We start from the raw sequence: 16,388 nt of genomic DNA, 5'->3' as shown, positions 1-16,388 counted from the left end.
TTTACTAGCCAGGCTATATTCAAGCACAGTAACTATCTATCTAGGGAGGGATATTGTGTCATGAATCCTGAGCCCGGTCCCCAGGACGCGCCCGACCCGTCGATGCTCGACCCCCGGTTCCTCGACCCGCACCAGGAGATCGTCCGGCGTGACGGCCTCGACGACCACGACATCGACCAGGTCGTCCGGGTCATGGACGGGCTCCGGCGCTGGCGGGAGACCGAACGCCGGCTCGGCGAGGCCGCCCGCCGTCACATGCGGCTCAGCTCCACCGACATGCGCGCGCTGCGGTACGTCATCGCGCTCACCCACCGCGGCGAGGTCGCGACACCGGGCGCCATCGCCGCGCACCTGGGCATCTCGTCCGCCTCGACCACCAAGATGCTGGACCGGCTGGCCGCCGCGGGACACGTGCGGCGCCTGCCGCACCACACGGACCGGCGCAGCCTCGCCATCGAGGTCACCGAGGAGACCCGCCGGGCCGCGCTGGAGGTCGTCGGCCGTGGTCAGGCGCGGCGGTTCGAGGTGGCCGCGCGCCTTGCGCCCGCGGAGAGGGAGGTGGTGGCCCGGTTCCTGCACGAGCTCGCCGACCTGGGCGAACCGCCGCCCTGACCGGCCGTCAGCCCACGCGGACGAGGGCCTGCGCGCCGGCCGCCCGCACCGGGCGGCGGTCGAACGCAGACCTGGTCGCTCTATGAAGTGTCAGAGTGCGACCAACTCTGCGTTCGCCGGTGGTGCTCGGGGTCAGAGCGGGTCCAGGCGGCGGCGGAGCAGGCAGAACTCGTTGCCCTCCGGGTCGGCCAGCACGTGCCAGGACTCCTCGCCGGTCTGCCCCACGTCGGCCGGGCGCGCCCCGAGGGCCAGCAGCCGCTCCAGCTCGGCGTCCTGGTCGCGGTCCACGGCGTTGATGTCGATGTGGAGGCGCAGCAGCCCGGTGCGCGGCTGGTCGTCGCGGGCCAGGATGATCGTCGGCTGCGCGCCGCCGAACCCCTCGCGCGGCCCGATCTCGATGTCGTCGCCCTCCCGGTCGAGCTCGACGAAGTCCAGCACCCCGCACCAGAACCGCGCGAGAAGCTCGGGGTCACGGCACTTGAGGATGAGCTCGCTGATACGGCTGGCCATGGTCAGGACGTTACCGAGCGCGGCGGGCGGGGGCGAGGGGATTCGGGCGCGGGGTCGTCCGGCGCTGCGCGACAATCGCGGGGTGACCAGCGACCGATTCATGCGTATCCACGACGAGGAGCTCCTGGCCAGGGGCGAACGGGTGCTCGGACCCGAGTTCCGCGCGATGCATCAGCGGGTCATGGAGGTCACGGCCCTGACGTCACGGCTCAACGTGCTCCCGTTCGACGACGAGGACGGCAAGGCGGCGCTGTTCGAGCAGATCCTGGGCCGCCCGCTCCCCGCCGGGGTGACCATCTACCCGCCCTTCTTCACCGACCACGGCCTGCGCCTGGACCTGGCCGAGCGCGTGTTCGTCAACCAGGGCTGCACGTTCCTGGACTACGCGGGCATCCGGCTGGGCAGGGGAGTGATGGTCGGCCCGAAGGCCACGTTCATCACGATGGGCCATCCTGTGGACCCGGACGAGCGGCGTGCCTGGCTGACGGGCGCGCCCATCGACGTCGCCGAGAACGTGTGGATCGGCGCGGGCGCCACGATCCTGCCGGGCGTGAGCATCGGGCGCGACGCCGTCGTCGCGGCCGGGGCGGTCGTGGCGGACGACGTGCCGGAGGCGAGCCTGGTCACCGGGCCGAAGGGGACGGTGCGGCGGCGGTGGTAGCCGCCGCACCACCTGCCACGCCGCCACCAGATCGGCGCGGTCCGACGAGGCGGGCGTCCTTCGGCGCGGTCGCGGCGTACGCGTACTCGGCGACGTCGGAGAGGTCAGAGGCGCGGATCAGCTGTCCGGCGCTCGGTATGCCTGCATCCTCTCCGGCTGGCGCCCGCACCCCCCAACCATTTCTTCCCGGCCGATGGGCCGGTACGGTCCGGGCATGGCCCTGCCGCTGCTCCTGGTCCCGTCCGACCCGCTCACCCCGCGCCTCCCTGACCCGCACTTCAGGCGCGAGGCCGACGCCGCAGACGGCGCGGGCCTGGATGTCGCGGTGATCGACCACGACGCGATCCTCGCGGGCGACGTCCCGGCCGCCGTGCGCCGGGTCCCGAGGTCCGATGCCCCACGGCCCGCGTGGTACCGCGGCTGGATGCTTCCGGCGGCGGCGTACGCCCTGCTCGCCACCGCGCTGGAGGCCAGGGGAGTCCGGCTGCTCACCGACTCGGACGCGTACCGGACCGCGCACGAGCTGCCCGGCTGGTACGACAGGTTCACGAGCCTCACCCCGGCGAGCGTCTGGTCGCCCTGGGGTCCGGGTCGCCTGCCGACGGCGGCCGACGTCGGCCCGCTGGTCGAGGCACTCGACGGGGGACCCGGTGTGGTGAAGGACTACGTGAAGTCCCGCAAGCACGAGTGGTACGAGGCGTGCTACATACCGGAGCTCACGGACGTGGCGGGTGCCACCCGGGTGGTCGCGCGGATGGTCGAGCTGCAGGAGGACGCGCTCGCCGGAGGGATCGTCGTGCGGGCCTTCGAGCAGTTCGAGGCCGACGCCGGTGGTCGCAGCCGGGAGGTGCGTGTCTGGTGGGTCGAGGGTGCGGCGGTGCTGACCACGGCGCATCCTGACGCGGTCTCGGCCGATGCGGAACCGGTGCCGGGAGAGGTGTACGACGCCGTCGGCGCGAGCGTGCAGGCGCTCGGGGCACCGTTCGTGACAACCGACGTCGCGCTCCGCACGGACGGCGCGTGGCGTGTGATCGAGGTCGGGGACGGGCAGGTCAGCGACCTGCCGGCCGGTCAGGATCCGGCGCCGTTGCTGGGGGCGCTGTCCGCGGTGCGGGTGACGCCGTGAGCCGGAAACAGCAAGGCCCGGAACCGTTGAGGTTCCGGGCCTGGTTGCTCCCGCGGTTGGACTTGAACCAACGACCGTCCGATTAACAGTCGGATGCTCTGCCAGCTGAGCTACGCGGGATCGCGTTCGCCCCGTCCCGTGCACCGGGTGGGCGACCGGTGAAAACTCTAACAGGTTCCGGCGGGTTGTCCTGACGCATTTGCGATCCACCGGACAGGGGCATCGATCACACCCACCCTCCCGCACCCGGATGTCACGCTCTACCCAGCGATTGCGCCCAGAAACACCGCCTCAGACGGGCACAATCGCTGGGTAGAACGTAACAGCGTGGGGCTACCGCCCCACCAACCCCAGACCCGCCTCGTTGTAGCGGTCGCCCCGCACCCCGACCCGCGCGGCCAAGCCGTTCAGGTCGGCCACGTCGTCGGCGGACAGGGCCACAGCCGTCGCGCCCACGTTCTCCTCCACGCGCTCCAGCCGGCGCGTGCCCGGGATCGGCACGATCCAGGGCTGCTGGGCCAGCAGCCAGGCGAGTGCCACCTGGCCCGGCGTCGCGCCCTGGGCCTCGGCGAGGGCACGCACGTGGTCCACCAGCGCCTGGTTGGCCGTGCGGTTCGACGCCGTGAACCGCGGGATGGTGGCGCGCATGTCGTCGGCGGTGAACGACGTCGACGCGTCCACCGCCCCGGTCAGGAACCCCCGGCCGAGCGGGCTGAACGGGACGAACCCGATGCCGAGCTCCGCGAGCGTCGGCAGCACCTCGGGCTCCGGGTCGCGGGTCCACAGCGAGTACTCGCTCTGCACGGCCGTGACCGGGTGCACGGCGTGGGCGCGCCGGATGGTGTCCGGGCCCGCCTCCGACAGCCCGAAGTGGCGCACCTTCCCGGCCTCCACCAGCTCCTTGACCGTGCCTGCGACGTCCTCGACCGGCACGTCCGGGTCCACACGGTGCTGGTAGAACAGGTCGATCACGTCGGTGCGCAGACGGCGCAGGGCGGCGTCCGCGACCTCCCGGATGTGCTCGGGCCGGCTGTCCAGGCCCACCGAGGTGCCGCCCTCGATGCGCCAGCCGAACTTCGTGGCGATCACCACCTGGTCGCGCACCGGCGCCAGGGCCTCGCCCACCAGCTCCTCGTTGACGTACGGCCCGTAGACCTCCGCGGTGTCCACGAGCGTGACACCCCGTTCGACGGCGCCGCGCAGCACGCCGATCATCTCCTCGCGGGTGCCGGGGTTGGGGCCGTAGCCCTGCGACATGCCCATGGCGCCGAGCCCCACGGCGGAGACCTCGAGGCCCTGACCGAGCGTGCGGGTGTGCATCGTGATCTCCTTCGTCGCGGGGGCGTCCCACCCCACGCTAGCGCCGCGGGAACGCACCAGAGGTGTTCTGCCGGTACACCTCACGGCAGGGACTGGCAGGCGCCCGCGTGGCGTTGCACCGTGGGAGCGATCAAGGGCGCCGGGCGCCCGGAGGGAGCACCATGAGCAGCTGGGCCGAGCACGAGCTGGAGCAGGCCGAGGTCAGCGACGAGCTGCACGTCTCGTCCTACCGGCAGGACGGCACCCTGCGCCCGTACGTCGCGATCTGGGCCGTGCGGCTCGGCGACGCCGTGTACGTGCGCTCCGCGTACGGTCCTGGGAACGGCTGGTTCCGGCGGGCCAAGGCGTCGGGTACGGGACGCGTCCGGGTGGGTGACGTGGAGCGCGACGTCCGCTTCGAGGTCCCGGCCGACGACGTCCACCCGTCCCTGGACGACGTCTACCGTGCCAAGTACGGCAGGTACGGCCGGCGGATGGTCGACACGGTCGCCGGCCCGGCGCTGACCGGCGCGACGCTGCGGGTGGTGCCGGCCTGAGCCGGGCGGCTCAGGCCGGCAGGCCCGCCGCGTTGCGCACCCGCGCCTCGGCCGCGTCGATCGCGCCCGCCACCTCGGGGTCCGTCAGGTCGACGTCGTCGCCGCCGATCACCTGCGAGAACAGCTCGCCGTCCACCCGGCGCCGGACGGCGACGCGGGCAGAGCCCCCGCCGGGCAGCCGGACCGGTTCGGCGAGCACCACCGACCACTGCACCCGCTCGCGCAGCACCTGGGGCAGCACGGAGCGGCGGCCGTCGAGCGTCAGCGGCGTCGGCTCGTCGCCGTCGACCCAGTGCACCCGGATGACGTTGGACTCTGTGTCGTAGGTGGCGCGGTCGACGTCGGCCCACTCGCGGTGCACCACGACGGCCGGCGCGCCGCGGGACTCCGCCTCGCCCTGGCCCGCGGGCGTCCCGGGCGCGGAGATCATCAGCAGCTCGGCGCGCGTGGCGAACGCCCACGCCTCGCCCGAGGAGGTGACCAGGGGTGCCTGGGCCAGCACCGTGTCGGTGCGGTGCGAGCGCGCGGCGCGCCGGACCGCCGTCGTCGGCCGCGGTGAGAAGAAACCCATGGCCCCACGGTAGTCGCCGGCACCGGGCGCGCAGCCCGACCGGTGTCGCGCGAGTCACCACAGTTCACCCGCTGCCAGGTCGGCGGCGGGCCGTGCGGTGCCGTAGGTTCTGGCCACGTGACCTCGACAGACATCGCGCCGATCGCGGACCCCTCCGGCCAGCGGACCGGCGGCACGGCGCGTGAGCGGCGCGAGGCGAAGGCCCGCCGTCGTCGCGCCACGCGGACGACGGTCGCGGTCACGGTCGTGGTGGCCGTCACCCTGGGCGGAGGCGGGCTCGCCTGGTACGCGACGTCGACCACGGAAGACCTCGCCGACCAGAACGCCGCCGCGAAGGCGTTGCTGACGGAGTCCGACGGCAAGGTGGCGGAGCAGTCCCCGCGGGACGCGCTCTCGGCGCAGATCGAGGCGACCGAGGCCCTGCTGGACGAGCCGTTCCTCACCCGCCTCGTCAGGGGGACGTCGGGCCGGCGGGACGCCCTGGCGGCGGCGTCGGACGGGGTGCGTGCCTCGATGGTCGAGCTCGCGCGCGCCCAGGTGGTCCAGGCCCGGGCGGGTCTGGAGACGGCCGAGGCCCGGGCGCAGAAGTACTACGACGCGAGCGAGGGCCTGGGCGTCGACGCCGGCGTCCGCGCGCAGCTGCGGGGCGCCCTGGACACGACGGCGAGCGCCGACGAGGCCGCGGACCGCAGCCTGGCCGGCACGGACCTCGCGGAGCTGGAGAAGGCCGCGTACGACCTGAGCGCCAACCGGTCGGTGGTCACCCTGGCGACGGACACGCTGGCCGAGGCGCAGGACGCGATCACCTGCCCGGAGGTGGACCAGGTCTGGCACCCGGACAGCGGCAGGGTGCCGGCCGAGGACCTGGCCCCGATCCCGTGGGCGTCCGACCACATGGTCCGGGCCGACGTGCTGGACGGCCTGATCGAGCTGGACGCCGCGTACCGCGAGGCGTTCGGTGAGCACCTGACCATCAACTCGTCCTACCGGTCGTACGAGGCGCAGGCGTCGCTGTACGACCCGTCGTCGCCGATCGCCGCGGCGCCCGGCTGCTCGAACCACGGTCTCGGTCTCGCCGTCGACATCGGCGGGGGCGTGGAGACGTTCGACACCGAGCAGTACACGTGGCTCAAGGAGAACGCCCGGGCGTTCGGCTGGATGCACCCGGCCTTCGCCGAGCCCGACGGTCGCGTGCCCGAGCCGTGGCACTGGGAGTCGGTGCTCGCCCGCGAGGACGCCTGAGGCGATTTCACCCTGGATGCCCGAAAGGGTTGCCATCCGAGAAACCGGTTACTAGGATCCGGGAAACCGGTTCCCCGCGCGTACGAACCACGCAATGTCCCGCATTCAACGACGAACGTGAGGCACAGACGATGAGACGACCACGACCAGCTCAGATCCTCTCGGCGGCAGCGGCGGTGACCCTGGCGGTCACGACGGGGCTGATGGCCCAGGCCGTGCCGGAGGCGGCGGCCGCCACCGGTGCGGCCACGGGTTTCGCCACCCAGAACGGCGGCACCACCGGCGGCGCCGGCGGTCAGACCGTCCGGGCCACGACCGGCACCGCGATCCACGCGGCGCTGTGCGGCCGCGCCAGCAGCGACACCCCGATCGTCATCGAGGTCGAGGGCACCATCAACCACGGCAACACCAGCCAGGTCTCCGGGGACAGCTGCAGCACCGCCGACGACGTCATCGAGCTCAAGCAGATCAGCAACGTGACGATCGTCGGCGTCGGCGGTGGTGCGGTGTTCGACCAGATCGGCATCCACATCCGCGAGGCCAGCAACATCATCATCCAGAACGTGACCGTGCAGAACGTCAAGAAGTCGGGCTCGCCGACGTCGAACGGCGGCGACGCGATCGGTATGGAGAGCGGCGTCCGCAACGTGTGGGCCGACCATCTGACCCTGCTGGCCTCGGGCGGCGAGTCGGAGGGCTACGACGGCCTGTTCGACATGAAGAACGACACGAAGTACGTGACGTTGTCGTACAGCGTCCTGCGCAACTCGGAGCGCGGCGGGCTGATCGGGTCCAGCGAGAGCGACCTCTCGAACGGCTTCGTCACCTTCCACCACAACCTGTACCAGAACCTCAACTCGCGCACGCCCCTGCTGCGCGGCGGCGTGGCGCACATGTACAACAACCACTACGTGGGGCTGGTCGAGTCGGGGATCAACTCGCGGGCCGGCGCCCGCGCGAAGGTGGACAGCAACTACTTCGAGGACTCCAAGGACGTGCTCGGCACGTTCTACACCGACCAGGCCGGGTACTGGCAGGTCGCGGGGAACGTCTTCGACAACGTGACGTGGTCGAGCCCGGGGGAGGACAACAACCCCGCGGGACCCAACCCGACGTCGAACACCTCGGTGAGCATCCCGTACTCGTACCCGCTGGACGCCGCGAGCTGCGTGCCGGGCGTCGTGGCCGAGACGGCGGGCGCGGACACGGGGCTGCGGGTCTCGGACGGGAGCTGCGCACCGACGGACCCAACGGACCCCACGGATCCGACCGATCCCACGGACCCGACGGACCCGCCCACCGGGGCCAACCTGAGCCTCGGCGCCGGTGCCGACGGTTCCAGCAAGGCGAGCGGCACGAGCTACGGCAACGTGCTCGACGGCGACGCCGGCACCTACTGGTCCCCGGCGAGCACGACGGGCCGGATCTCGATCAAGTGGGGCAGTGCCACGACGATCTCGTCGGTCGACGTGGTCGAGGCGGCCGGGGCCGTCGGGAACATCGGGTCGTGGCGGCTGGTGAACAACGACAACGGCACCGTGCTGGCCACGGGGAGCGGGGCCGGTGTCATCAGCTTCGCGGCCACCTCGCTGAGCAAGGTCAACCTCGAGATCACGTCGTCGTCGGGCACGCCGCGGGTCGCGGAGCTCGAGACGTACGCGGGCGCCGCGCCCGGTGGGGAGGAACCTGGCGGTGAGGACCCGGGCGAGGGGCCCGCCGAGCAGCCGAGCGCCGACGCGCTCTTCGTGGCGCCGGGCGGTACCGACGGCGCCTCGGGGACCGAGTCCGACCCGACCACGCTGGCCTCGGCGATCGACCGGATCGAGCCCGGCGGCAGCATCTCCGTGCGGGGCGGCACGTACAACCTGTCGCAGACGCTCGACATCGCGCCGGGCAACAGCGGCACCTCCGGCGACCGGACCGAGCTGTTCGCCTACCCGGGCGAGACCCCGGTGCTCAACTTCTCGGCGCAGAGCGAGGACCCGGCCAACCGCGGCATCGCGATCGGCGGCGACTGGTGGCACCTGCGCGGTCTCGTCGTCGAGCACGCCGGCGACAACGGCATCCTGCTGGGCGGCGACAACAACGTCATCGAACGGGTCGTGACCCGGTTCAACCACGACTCCGGCCTGCAGATCTCCCGGTACACCGCCGGGGCGCCGAGCAGCGAGTGGCCCTCGAACAACCTCGTGGTCTCCACGGAGTCGCACGACAACGCCGACTCCGACGGGGAGGACGCCGACGGATTCGCACCCAAGCTCACCGTCGGTACCGGCAACGTGTTCCGGTACACCGTGTCCCACAACAACATCGACGACGGCTGGGACCTGTACACCAAGGACGACACCGGCCCCATCGGCGCCGTCACCATCGAGGACTCGCTCTCCTACGAGAACGGCACCTTGTCCGACGGCTCGCAGGCCGGCAACGGCGACCGCAACGGCTACAAGCTCGGCGGCGAAGACATCGGCGTGAACCACGTGGTGCGGCGCAACATCGCGTTCGACAACGGCAAGCACGGGTTCGGCTACAACCGGAACCTGGGCTCGCTCACGGTGTCGAACAACCTGAGCATCGGCAGCGCGGAACGGAACTTCAACTTCGACGGCGGCTCGTCGACGTTCCGCGACAACACGTCCTGCGACAGCGGGTCGAACGACCGCATCATCGGCACCGACGCCGGTGGCAACCAGTGGTGGTCCGGCTCGAACGGGTCGCGGTGCGCGCAGTACTCGGGGGCGCTGGACTGGTCCTTCGCGTCCGACGGGAGCCTCGTGGTGACCATCGGGGGTGACGTGGTCGACCTCTGACCCGATACGCGACGAGGCCCGGGATCCGGCGGATCCCGGGCCTCGGCCGTGCCCCGTGCAGGACTTGAACCCGCGACCGAGAGATTATGAGTCTCCTGCTCTGACCAGCTGAGCTAACGGGGCCTACGGCAGCACGCCGCGGGAGGATCTTACTGCCTGGGCCCGCCGATCCTGCTGCGGCACACCTGGCCCCGCCCGCGGCACGACGCCGAAATGCCCTGGCGCGCGTTCGCCGTCGGCCCGTAGGTTCTGCGAGCCCTCCACCGGAGGCGCACCACACCATCCGCACGGAGAACAGGAGCACTCCCATGTCCTCGAACTTCCCGGTCGCCCTCTCGGGTGCCCGGGCCCGGACCCTCATGTGGGCGCACGAGCACGACGTCGACCACGCGGCCCTGAACCAGCTGCGCAACATCTCCGCCCTGCCGTGGGTCGAGGGCGTCCGCGTGATGCCCGACGTCCACCTCGGCAAGGGCGCGACCGTCGGCTCGGTCATCGCCATGCGTGACGCCGTGTCGCCCAACGCCGTCGGCGTCGACATCGGCTGCGGCATGATCGGCGTGCGCACCTCGCTCACCGCGAGCGACCTGCCCGACGACCTCTCCCGTCTGCGGACGCGGATCGAGGCTGCGATCCCGGTGGGGTTCCACGCGCACGACGAGCAGGTCGACCTGCGCCGGCTGCGGCCCGTCAAGGGCTCCGGCGGCCAGGAGCGGCTGCGCGGCGAGCAGGGGTTCTGGGACCGGTTCGAGACGCTCCACCCGAAGGTGCGGCAGCTCGAGACCCGGGCGCGCAAGCAGCTCGGCTCGCTCGGCGGCGGCAACCACTTCGTCGAGGTCTGCCTGGACCAGGACGACCAGGTCTGGCTCCAGCTCCACTCCGGCTCCCGCAACATCGGCAAGGAGCTCGCCGAGCACCACGTCCGCGTCGCCAAGGACCTGGAGCACAACAAGGGTCTCGTCGACCGGGAGCTGGCCGTGTTCGTCGCCGGCACGCCCCAGATGGACGCGTACCTCAACGACCTGTGGTGGGCCCAGGAGTACGCGGCGCGCTCGCGCGCGGTCATGATGGCGCTCGCCGTCCAGGTGGTCCGGGACGAGTTCAGCGGCCGGGACATCACCTTCGACGAGGGTGTGAACGTGCACCACAACTACGTGGCGCGCGAGCAGGTCGACGGCGCGGAGCTGATCGTCACCCGCAAGGGCGCGATCCGGGCCGGCCGGGGCGACCTGGGCCTGATCCCGGGCTCGATGGGCACCGGCTCGTACGTGGTGCGCGGCCTGGGCAACCCGGAGTCGTACTGGTCGGCGTCGCACGGCGCGGGCCGGCGGATGTCGCGCACCCGGGCCAAGAAGGAGTTCACGGTCGAGGACCTCGCGGCGCAGACCGCGGGCGTCGAGTGCCGCAAGGACTCCGGCGTGCTCGACGAGATCCCGGGCGCGTACAAGGACCTCGACGCGGTGATCGCCGCGCAGTCCGACCTCGTCGAGGTCGTGGCCCGGCTGCGGACGGTGCTCTGCGTCAAGGGCTGAGCGCGGCCGGCCACCGTGGTCCGGCAGGAGGATCACGGTGGCCGGCCGCGCGTGGGGTGGCCGGCGGGTGCCGCCCGGGCCAGAGTGGAGAGGTCCGCTCGGGGAGGTGGTCCGCGTGACGGTAGCTGCGCCGCGGCACGACGGCGGTACCGGGCCGCGTCCGGCCGGGGTCGTGCTCGGCCTCCTGCGGGCCGCCGCCACCTCGGCGGTCCTGGTGGTGCTCTACTACGTGCTGCCCCTCGACCGGGACTCGGTCCTCGGGTCGGCCGTCGGGCTCGGCGTCGGCCTGGTCGTGTTCGCCGTGGCGGTGTACCGGGAGGTGCGGGCGATCGTCCGGTCGCGGGCGCCCGCCGTTCGCGCGATCCAGGCCCTGGCCTGGCTGGTCCCGTTCTTCCTGCTCCTGTTCGCCTCCACGTACTACATGCTCGGCGTCCAGGTGCCCGGGGCCTTCAGCGAGACCCTCAGCCGGTCCGACGCGCTCTACTTCACCGTCGTCACGTTCGCCACGGTCGGGTTCGGCGACGTCGTGCCGCGGGCGGAGGGGGTCCGCCTGCTCGTGTCCGGCCAGGTGCTGCTCGACCTCGTGATCCTCGGGCTCGGGGTGCGCGTCATCCTCGAGGCGGTGCGCCGGGGCCGGACGACGGGCTGACCGCTCGGCTGGATCAGGCGGCCCGACCTCTGGCACCCTGTGCGCGGTGAGCGACGCGCGAGACGGGACCGGCGACACGGCTCCCGCGGTCTCGCGACGGCTGCGGGGCCTCGTGCTCGCCGTCTGGGGGCTGCTGCTCGCCCATCTCACCGCCACGCTGCTGTGGACGGCGCCCGGCTGGGTGACGGGACGGCCCCAGGAGGGTCCGCTCTCCGCCGAGCCGTCCGGTACGGCTGGGTACGGTGCGCTGGAGGCCTGGATGACGCCGGTCTTCGACCAGGGGTGGTCGCTCTTCGCACCTGAACCGCTGCACGTGGACTACACCCTGCGGGTGCGGGGTGTGTACCGGGGCGGTGGCGGTGCCCCGGTGCCCGGCCCCTGGATCGACGCGACGGCGGTCGAGCTCCGCGCGCTGACCGGTCACGCGCTCCCGGCCGCGACCGAGCGGCCCGCCCGCCGTGTCGCCGCCGAGGCGCGCGACGCGTACCTCGCACTGCCCGAGGCAGGTCGTGACGTCGTTCTCCGACCGACGGCTGCCGCGCCGGACGTTCCCGGCCACCCGGTCGCCTGGGCGGAGCTGCGCGCGGCGCTGCTCGGCACCGGCGTGGCAGCCGACGTCGTCGACCGGTACCTCGCGGCGGACCGGGCCCTGGCTGCCTATGCGACGCAGGTGGTACGGGCGTCGGGCTCTGACCGGAGGCACGACCGGCCGGTGTCCGTCCAGGCGGAGGTCGTGCGCCGCCCGGTCCCGCCGTACGGCTCCGCCGAGCGAGCCCGCCCCACGGTGCTCACCTTCGGCGCCCGCCCGCTCCTGCGGCTGCCCGGGCAGGACGACGCCGCGTTCGGTGCCGTGTGGGCGCGGCTCCAGGAGCTGGGTCACGGGGCAGGGCGGTGACCCGGCTCCTGGACGCCGTCGTCCGCTGGAGCACCCGGTCCGCCCGTGCCACCCACGGCATCGCGCTGACCCGCATCGTGCTGGGCCTCGCCGTCGGCGCCTACGTCGCGGTGAACGTCCCGGCGCGCCACGCCCTGTGGGGCGCCGGCGCCCGCTGGACGACGCCGATCGGCGGGCAGGTGCTCGCCACCGGCCCCGTCCTCACGGTGGGCTGCGTGCTCGTGATCCTGGTGTCCGCGCTGGTGGCCCTGGGCTGGCACGCCCGCTGGACCGTGCCGCTGCTCCTGATCGGCTGGTCCGGCCTGACCGCCGTGAACCCGCTCGTCGCGGACCAAGGGCTGAACCTCGCCCGGATCCTGCTGGTGTACCTCTGCTTCGCGGACACCTCGGCGCGGTGGTCGCTCGACGCCCGGCGCCGGCGGAGGGCGGCGAGACCGCCGGCGGGCGGTGCCCCGGTGCGCACCCTCCTGCACAACGCCGCCGTGGTCGCGGTGGGCGCGCAGGCCTGCCTGGTGTACGTGCTGTCGGGGCTGTTCAAGCTGGAGGGGGAGCAGTGGCGTGACGGCTCGGCCGTGTACTACCCGCTGATGCTGCCGCAGTTCCGGCCCTGGCCGCCGCTGGCCGATTTGATCGCGGGCAGCGGCTGGCTCGTCGCAGCGGTGACGTGGGGAACCGTCGCGCTGCAGCTCGCCTTCCCGCTCCTGCTGCTCCACCCGCGCCTGCGGATGGCCGCCGTCACCGGCGCGTTGCTGCTGCACGCGGGCATCGGCGTCGTCATGGGGCTGCCGTTCTTCTCGCTCTTCATGCTGGCCGCCGACTGCGTCTTCCTCGACGTCGCGGCGCTCCGGCGCGCCGGGCCGGGTGCGCGGCCGCGCCCGGAGCCGGGGTGAGCTCCGGGCGCGGCCGACGGCCAGGGGACCGGGTGGGTCAGCCCACCTGGTGGAGCCAGCGGACCGGGGCGCCCAGGCCCGCGTAGCGGAACGGCTCCAGCTCGTCGTCCCACGCGGCGCCCAGCGCCAGGTCGAGGGCCTCGCGCATGGCGCGCGGGTCGGCGAGCTCCAGGGCGGCACGGACCCGGTCCTCCGGCACCACCACGTTGCCGTGGACATCCGTCATGGCGTGGAAGATGCCGAGGTCCGGGGTGTGCGACCAGCGGGCGCCGTCGGCCCCGTTGCTCGGGTCCTCGGTGACCTCGTACCGCAGGTGCGACCAGCCGCGCAGGGCGGACGCCAGCTTGGCGCCCGTTCCCTGCGATCCCTGCCACGAGTACTCGGCGCGGTACAGACCGCGCCCAGCGGGCTGCGCGGTCCAGTCCATGGAAACGCGCACGCCAAGAACGTTCCCCGCGGCCCACTCGATGTGGGGACACAGGGCACGTGGCGCGGAATGCACGAAAAGTACACCCCGCGTGATGACACCGGCCATGTCTTCCTCCCTGGGTCGAGGTACGTCTTCCCCTACGTCCTCACCAGGGCGGTGACGCTGTGGCCGGCTGCACAGCGGTGCTCCGGACCACATCCTGCCCGATCCTGCGGCGACATGCGAGGCGAACCGGCGCGCATGTCGCCGAAAGAATCACTTCGTACGACGAGTTCGTGCGGCACATTCTTGCCTAAAGGGACGTACCGCCACTAGTGCTGGAACGAATCTCCTGATGATTCATCCCACATGGGCGATATGTACGAAAGGGAGCGCTGCTCCCTCAGAGGCGTGCGCGCAGCTCCCGCATCGCGGCCCGGCGCGTCTCCTTCTGGAGGCGGTCCAGGTAGACCATGCCGTCGAGGTGGTCGCACTCGTGCTGCAGGCAGCGGGCCATGATGCCGGTGCCCTCCACGGTGACGGGCTTGCCGTCCAGGTCGATGCCCTCGACCCGCGCGTAGTTGGCGCGCACCGTCGGGTACCAGAGCCCGGGCACGGACAGGCAGCCCTCGCCACCGTCCTGCAGTTCCTCGCCCAGCTCGACGATGCGCGGGTTGATCACGTACCCGATCTCGCCGTCGATGTTCCACGAGAAGGCCCGCAGCGAGACCCCGATCTGGTTGGCGGCCAGCCCGGCGCGACCTTCGTCGTCGACCGTCTCGACCAGGTCGGCGACGAGACCGCGCACGCGGTCGTCGATCGTCGCCACGGTGTCGCACGGGGTGCGCAGCACGGGGTCGGGAACCACTCGGATCTCACGCATTGCCATGCGTACATTCTCCCATGTCACGACCCGGGGGCGCCGTCGGCACACCCCGGACATGCCAGACGCTCAGGTCACGCGCGTGACCTGAGCGTCCGACGAGGCCTGTGGCTCAGGCGTTCTGGATCAGCAGCGCCACGTTGTGCCCGCCGAAGCCGAACGAGTTGTTGATCGCGGCGACGTCGCCGCCCGGCAGCTTCGCCGGCTCGTCGCGCACCAGGGGCACCTGGAGCTCCGGGTCCGGGTTCTCCACGTTGATGGTGGGCGGGGCGAGCCGCTCGGACACGGCCTTGACCGCGAACACCGACTCGATGGCCCCGGCGCCGCCCAGCAGGTGGCCGGTCATCGACTTGGTGGCCGAGAGCTGCACGTGGTCGGCGTCCGACCCGAAGAGCTTGCGGATCGAGGCGGTCTCCGTGAGGTCGCCCACCTTGGTGGAGGTGGCGTGCGCGTTGACGTGCACCACGTCGGCCGCGGTGACCCCGGCGTCCTGGATCGCGAAGCGCATGGCCGCGACCTGGCCGGTGCCCTCGGGGTCGGGGGAGGTGATGTGGTACGCGTCGGACGACAGGCCGACGCCGCCGATCTTCGCGTAGACCCGGGCGCCGCGGGCGGCGGCGTGCTCGGCGCTCTCCAGCACCAGGACCGCCGCGCCCTCGCCCAGCACGAAGCCGTCGCGGTCGACGTCGTACGGCCGCGAGGCGTGCTGCGGGTCGTCGTTGCGCAGCGACAGCGTGCGCGACGCCGCGAACGCGGCGAGCGGCATCGGGTGGATCGACGCCTCGGTGCCGCCCGCGACCACGACGTCGGCGCGGCCGGACCGGATCATCTCGACGGCGTAGCCCACGGCCTCGGCGCCCGACGCGCAGGCGGAAACCAGCGCGTGGGTGCCGGCGCGCGCACCGAGCTCCAGCGACACGTAGGCGGACGGCGAGTTCGGCATGAGCATGGGGACCGTCATCGGCAGCATGCGCCGGGCGCCGCGCTCACGCAGCGTGTCCCAGCCGTCCAGGATGGTCTGGATGCCGCCGATGCCGGAGGAGACCACGGCGCCGAGCCGCTCGCCCGGGACCTCGGGGCTGCCCGCGTCGGCCCAGGCCTCGCGGGTCGCGACGATCGCGTACTGCGCGGACGGGTCCATGCGCTTGGTCTCGGGGCGGGACAGGACCTCCGCCGGGTCCACCTTGATGGTGGCGGCGAAGTTCACGGGGATCCCGTACTTCTCGGCCCAGTCGTTCTCGAGGGTGCGCGCCCCCGAGGTGCCGGCGAGGGCGGCCTCCCACGTGGATGCCACGTCTCCGCCGAGCGGGGTGGTGGCGCCGAGGCCGGTGACGACGACGTCGCGTGCGGAGGTCATGATGATGCTCCCGGGGGTGGTGGAACGAATGACTGGAGTGCCCGGCGGCGGCGCGGGACCGGCCCGCGGCCGCCGCCGGGGGCGGATCAGGCCTGGGCGCTCTTGATGAAGCTCACGGCGTCGCCGACGGTGGCGAGGTTCTTGACCTCCTCGTCCGGGATGCGAACCCCGAACTTGTCCTCGGCGTGCGTGACGATCGTCATCATCGACAGGGAGTCGATGTCGAGGTCGTCGGTGAAGGACTTCTCGAGCAGGACGTCGGCCGTGTCGAGGCCCGTCTCCTCGGCGACGATCTCGGCGAGGCCCGTGAGGATCTCCTGGTCCGTGTTGGCCATGGGACTTCCTTATCTTTCGTAACGGTCACCGGCGCCGTCGGGCACCGGAG

At 72.3% G+C, this 16,388-nt stretch carries 17 protein-coding genes and 2 tRNA genes; 10 read left to right on the top strand and 9 right to left on the bottom strand.

Annotated features, from left to right (window positions below; genetic code table 11):
* Positions 1-60 precede the first annotated feature (60 nt).
* Positions 61-612 (top strand): MarR family winged helix-turn-helix transcriptional regulator, encoded by a 552-nt coding sequence (locus ACIBBF_RS04300; RefSeq protein ID WP_397410857.1) that lies wholly within the window; start codon positions 61-63, stop codon positions 610-612.
* Positions 613-744: 132 nt separating this feature from the next.
* Here the strand turns inward: ACIBBF_RS04300 and ACIBBF_RS04295 are convergent, their stop codons facing one another.
* The gene (locus tag ACIBBF_RS04295) at positions 745-1,122 is read right to left on the bottom strand and encodes a VOC family protein (protein ID WP_397410855.1); all 378 of its coding nucleotides are present in this window, start codon (positions 1,120-1,122) and stop codon (positions 745-747) included.
* Positions 1,123-1,204: 82 nt separating this feature from the next.
* Here ACIBBF_RS04295 and ACIBBF_RS04290 point away from each other — a divergent pair, with 82 nt between their 5' ends.
* Positions 1,205-1,783 carry a DapH/DapD/GlmU-related protein gene (locus ACIBBF_RS04290; RefSeq protein WP_397410853.1) on the top strand — a complete coding sequence of 193 codons (579 nt, stop codon included), beginning with the start codon at positions 1,205-1,207 and terminating at the stop codon, positions 1,781-1,783.
* Between the two features lie 214 nt (positions 1,784-1,997).
* Positions 1,998-2,909: an ATP-grasp domain-containing protein gene (locus ACIBBF_RS04285; protein ID WP_397410851.1), complete on the top strand. Its 912-nt coding sequence runs from the start codon at positions 1,998-2,000 to the stop codon at positions 2,907-2,909.
* A 47-nt stretch (positions 2,910-2,956) separates the two neighbouring features.
* Here ACIBBF_RS04285 and ACIBBF_RS04280 read toward each other — a convergent pair.
* Together ACIBBF_RS04280 and ACIBBF_RS04275 are read right to left on the bottom strand one after the other, a co-directional pair.
* A tRNA-Asn gene (locus ACIBBF_RS04280) sits at positions 2,957-3,029 on the bottom strand.
* Positions 3,030-3,242: 213 nt separating this feature from the next.
* The gene (locus ACIBBF_RS04275; protein ID WP_397410849.1) at positions 3,243-4,229 is read right to left on the bottom strand and encodes an aldo/keto reductase; all 987 of its coding nucleotides are present in this window, start codon (positions 4,227-4,229) and stop codon (positions 3,243-3,245) included.
* Between the two features lie 161 nt (positions 4,230-4,390).
* On the opposite strand from ACIBBF_RS04275, the gene ACIBBF_RS04270 reads away from it, so the two are divergent.
* On the top strand, positions 4,391-4,765 hold the full coding sequence (locus ACIBBF_RS04270; protein WP_397410848.1) for a DUF2255 family protein: 375 nt from the start codon (positions 4,391-4,393) through the stop codon (positions 4,763-4,765).
* Between the two features lie 10 nt (positions 4,766-4,775).
* On the opposite strand, the gene ACIBBF_RS04265 is transcribed toward ACIBBF_RS04270, so the two are convergent.
* The gene (locus ACIBBF_RS04265) at positions 4,776-5,336 is read right to left on the bottom strand and encodes a hypothetical protein (protein ID WP_397410846.1); all 561 of its coding nucleotides are present in this window, start codon (positions 5,334-5,336) and stop codon (positions 4,776-4,778) included.
* A gap of 117 nt (positions 5,337-5,453) precedes the next feature.
* Here ACIBBF_RS04265 and ACIBBF_RS04260 point away from each other — a divergent pair, with 117 nt between their 5' ends.
* Both ACIBBF_RS04260 and ACIBBF_RS04255 read left to right on the top strand, forming a co-directional pair.
* Positions 5,454-6,578, top strand: a complete 1,125-nt coding sequence (locus ACIBBF_RS04260) for a M15 family metallopeptidase (RefSeq protein ID WP_397410844.1) — start codon at positions 5,454-5,456, stop codon at positions 6,576-6,578.
* A 131-nt stretch (positions 6,579-6,709) separates the two neighbouring features.
* Positions 6,710-9,388, top strand: a complete 2,679-nt coding sequence (locus ACIBBF_RS04255) for a polysaccharide lyase family 1 protein (RefSeq protein ID WP_397410842.1) — start codon at positions 6,710-6,712, stop codon at positions 9,386-9,388.
* Positions 9,389-9,437: 49 nt separating this feature from the next.
* Here ACIBBF_RS04255 and ACIBBF_RS04250 read toward each other — a convergent pair.
* Positions 9,438-9,511 (bottom strand) — tRNA-Ile (locus ACIBBF_RS04250).
* A 185-nt stretch (positions 9,512-9,696) separates the two neighbouring features.
* Here ACIBBF_RS04250 and ACIBBF_RS04245 point away from each other — a divergent pair.
* The 4 genes from ACIBBF_RS04245 to ACIBBF_RS04230 all read left to right on the top strand — a co-directional run bounded on the left by ACIBBF_RS04245 (position 9,697) and on the right by ACIBBF_RS04230 (position 13,354).
* On the top strand, positions 9,697-10,920 hold the full coding sequence (locus ACIBBF_RS04245) for an RtcB family protein (RefSeq protein WP_397410840.1): 1,224 nt from the start codon (positions 9,697-9,699) through the stop codon (positions 10,918-10,920).
* A 115-nt stretch (positions 10,921-11,035) separates the two neighbouring features.
* Positions 11,036-11,569, top strand: coding sequence for a potassium channel family protein (locus tag ACIBBF_RS04240; protein WP_397410838.1), 534 nt, complete (start codon positions 11,036-11,038; stop codon positions 11,567-11,569).
* A 46-nt stretch (positions 11,570-11,615) separates the two neighbouring features.
* Complete coding sequence (locus ACIBBF_RS04235) at positions 11,616-12,464, top strand: DUF5819 family protein (RefSeq protein WP_397410836.1); 849 nt, start codon at positions 11,616-11,618, stop codon at positions 12,462-12,464.
* Complete coding sequence (locus tag ACIBBF_RS04230) at positions 12,461-13,354, top strand: HTTM domain-containing protein (protein WP_397410834.1); 894 nt, start codon at positions 12,461-12,463, stop codon at positions 13,352-13,354. The genes ACIBBF_RS04235 and ACIBBF_RS04230 overlap by 4 nt, the downstream gene beginning before the upstream one ends.
* A gap of 37 nt (positions 13,355-13,391) precedes the next feature.
* Here ACIBBF_RS04230 and ACIBBF_RS04225 read toward each other — a convergent pair whose 3' ends face one another.
* The 4 genes from ACIBBF_RS04225 to ACIBBF_RS04210 all read right to left on the bottom strand — a co-directional run bounded on the left by ACIBBF_RS04225 (position 13,392) and on the right by ACIBBF_RS04210 (position 16,338).
* Positions 13,392-13,889: a DUF3145 domain-containing protein gene (locus ACIBBF_RS04225; protein ID WP_397410832.1), complete on the bottom strand. Its 498-nt coding sequence runs from the start codon at positions 13,887-13,889 to the stop codon at positions 13,392-13,394.
* Between the two features lie 277 nt (positions 13,890-14,166).
* A complete protein-coding gene (def, locus tag ACIBBF_RS04220; RefSeq protein WP_397410830.1) occupies positions 14,167-14,652 on the bottom strand; it encodes a peptide deformylase in 486 nt (161 codons plus the stop codon).
* A gap of 106 nt (positions 14,653-14,758) precedes the next feature.
* On the bottom strand, positions 14,759-16,003 hold the full coding sequence (fabF, locus tag ACIBBF_RS04215) for a beta-ketoacyl-ACP synthase II (protein ID WP_397410828.1): 1,245 nt from the start codon (positions 16,001-16,003) through the stop codon (positions 14,759-14,761).
* A gap of 86 nt (positions 16,004-16,089) precedes the next feature.
* Positions 16,090-16,338 carry an acyl carrier protein gene (locus tag ACIBBF_RS04210; RefSeq protein WP_119143615.1) on the bottom strand — a complete coding sequence of 83 codons (249 nt, stop codon included), beginning with the start codon at positions 16,336-16,338 and terminating at the stop codon, positions 16,090-16,092.
* Positions 16,339-16,388 lie beyond the last annotated feature (50 nt).

This window comes from Promicromonospora sp. NPDC050880 (assembly GCF_044456525.1).
Classification (GTDB): domain Bacteria; phylum Actinomycetota; class Actinomycetes; order Actinomycetales; family Cellulomonadaceae; genus Promicromonospora.
The sequence above is the reverse complement of the archived record's forward strand: the minus strand, read 5'-3'. Positions and strand labels throughout refer to the sequence as shown.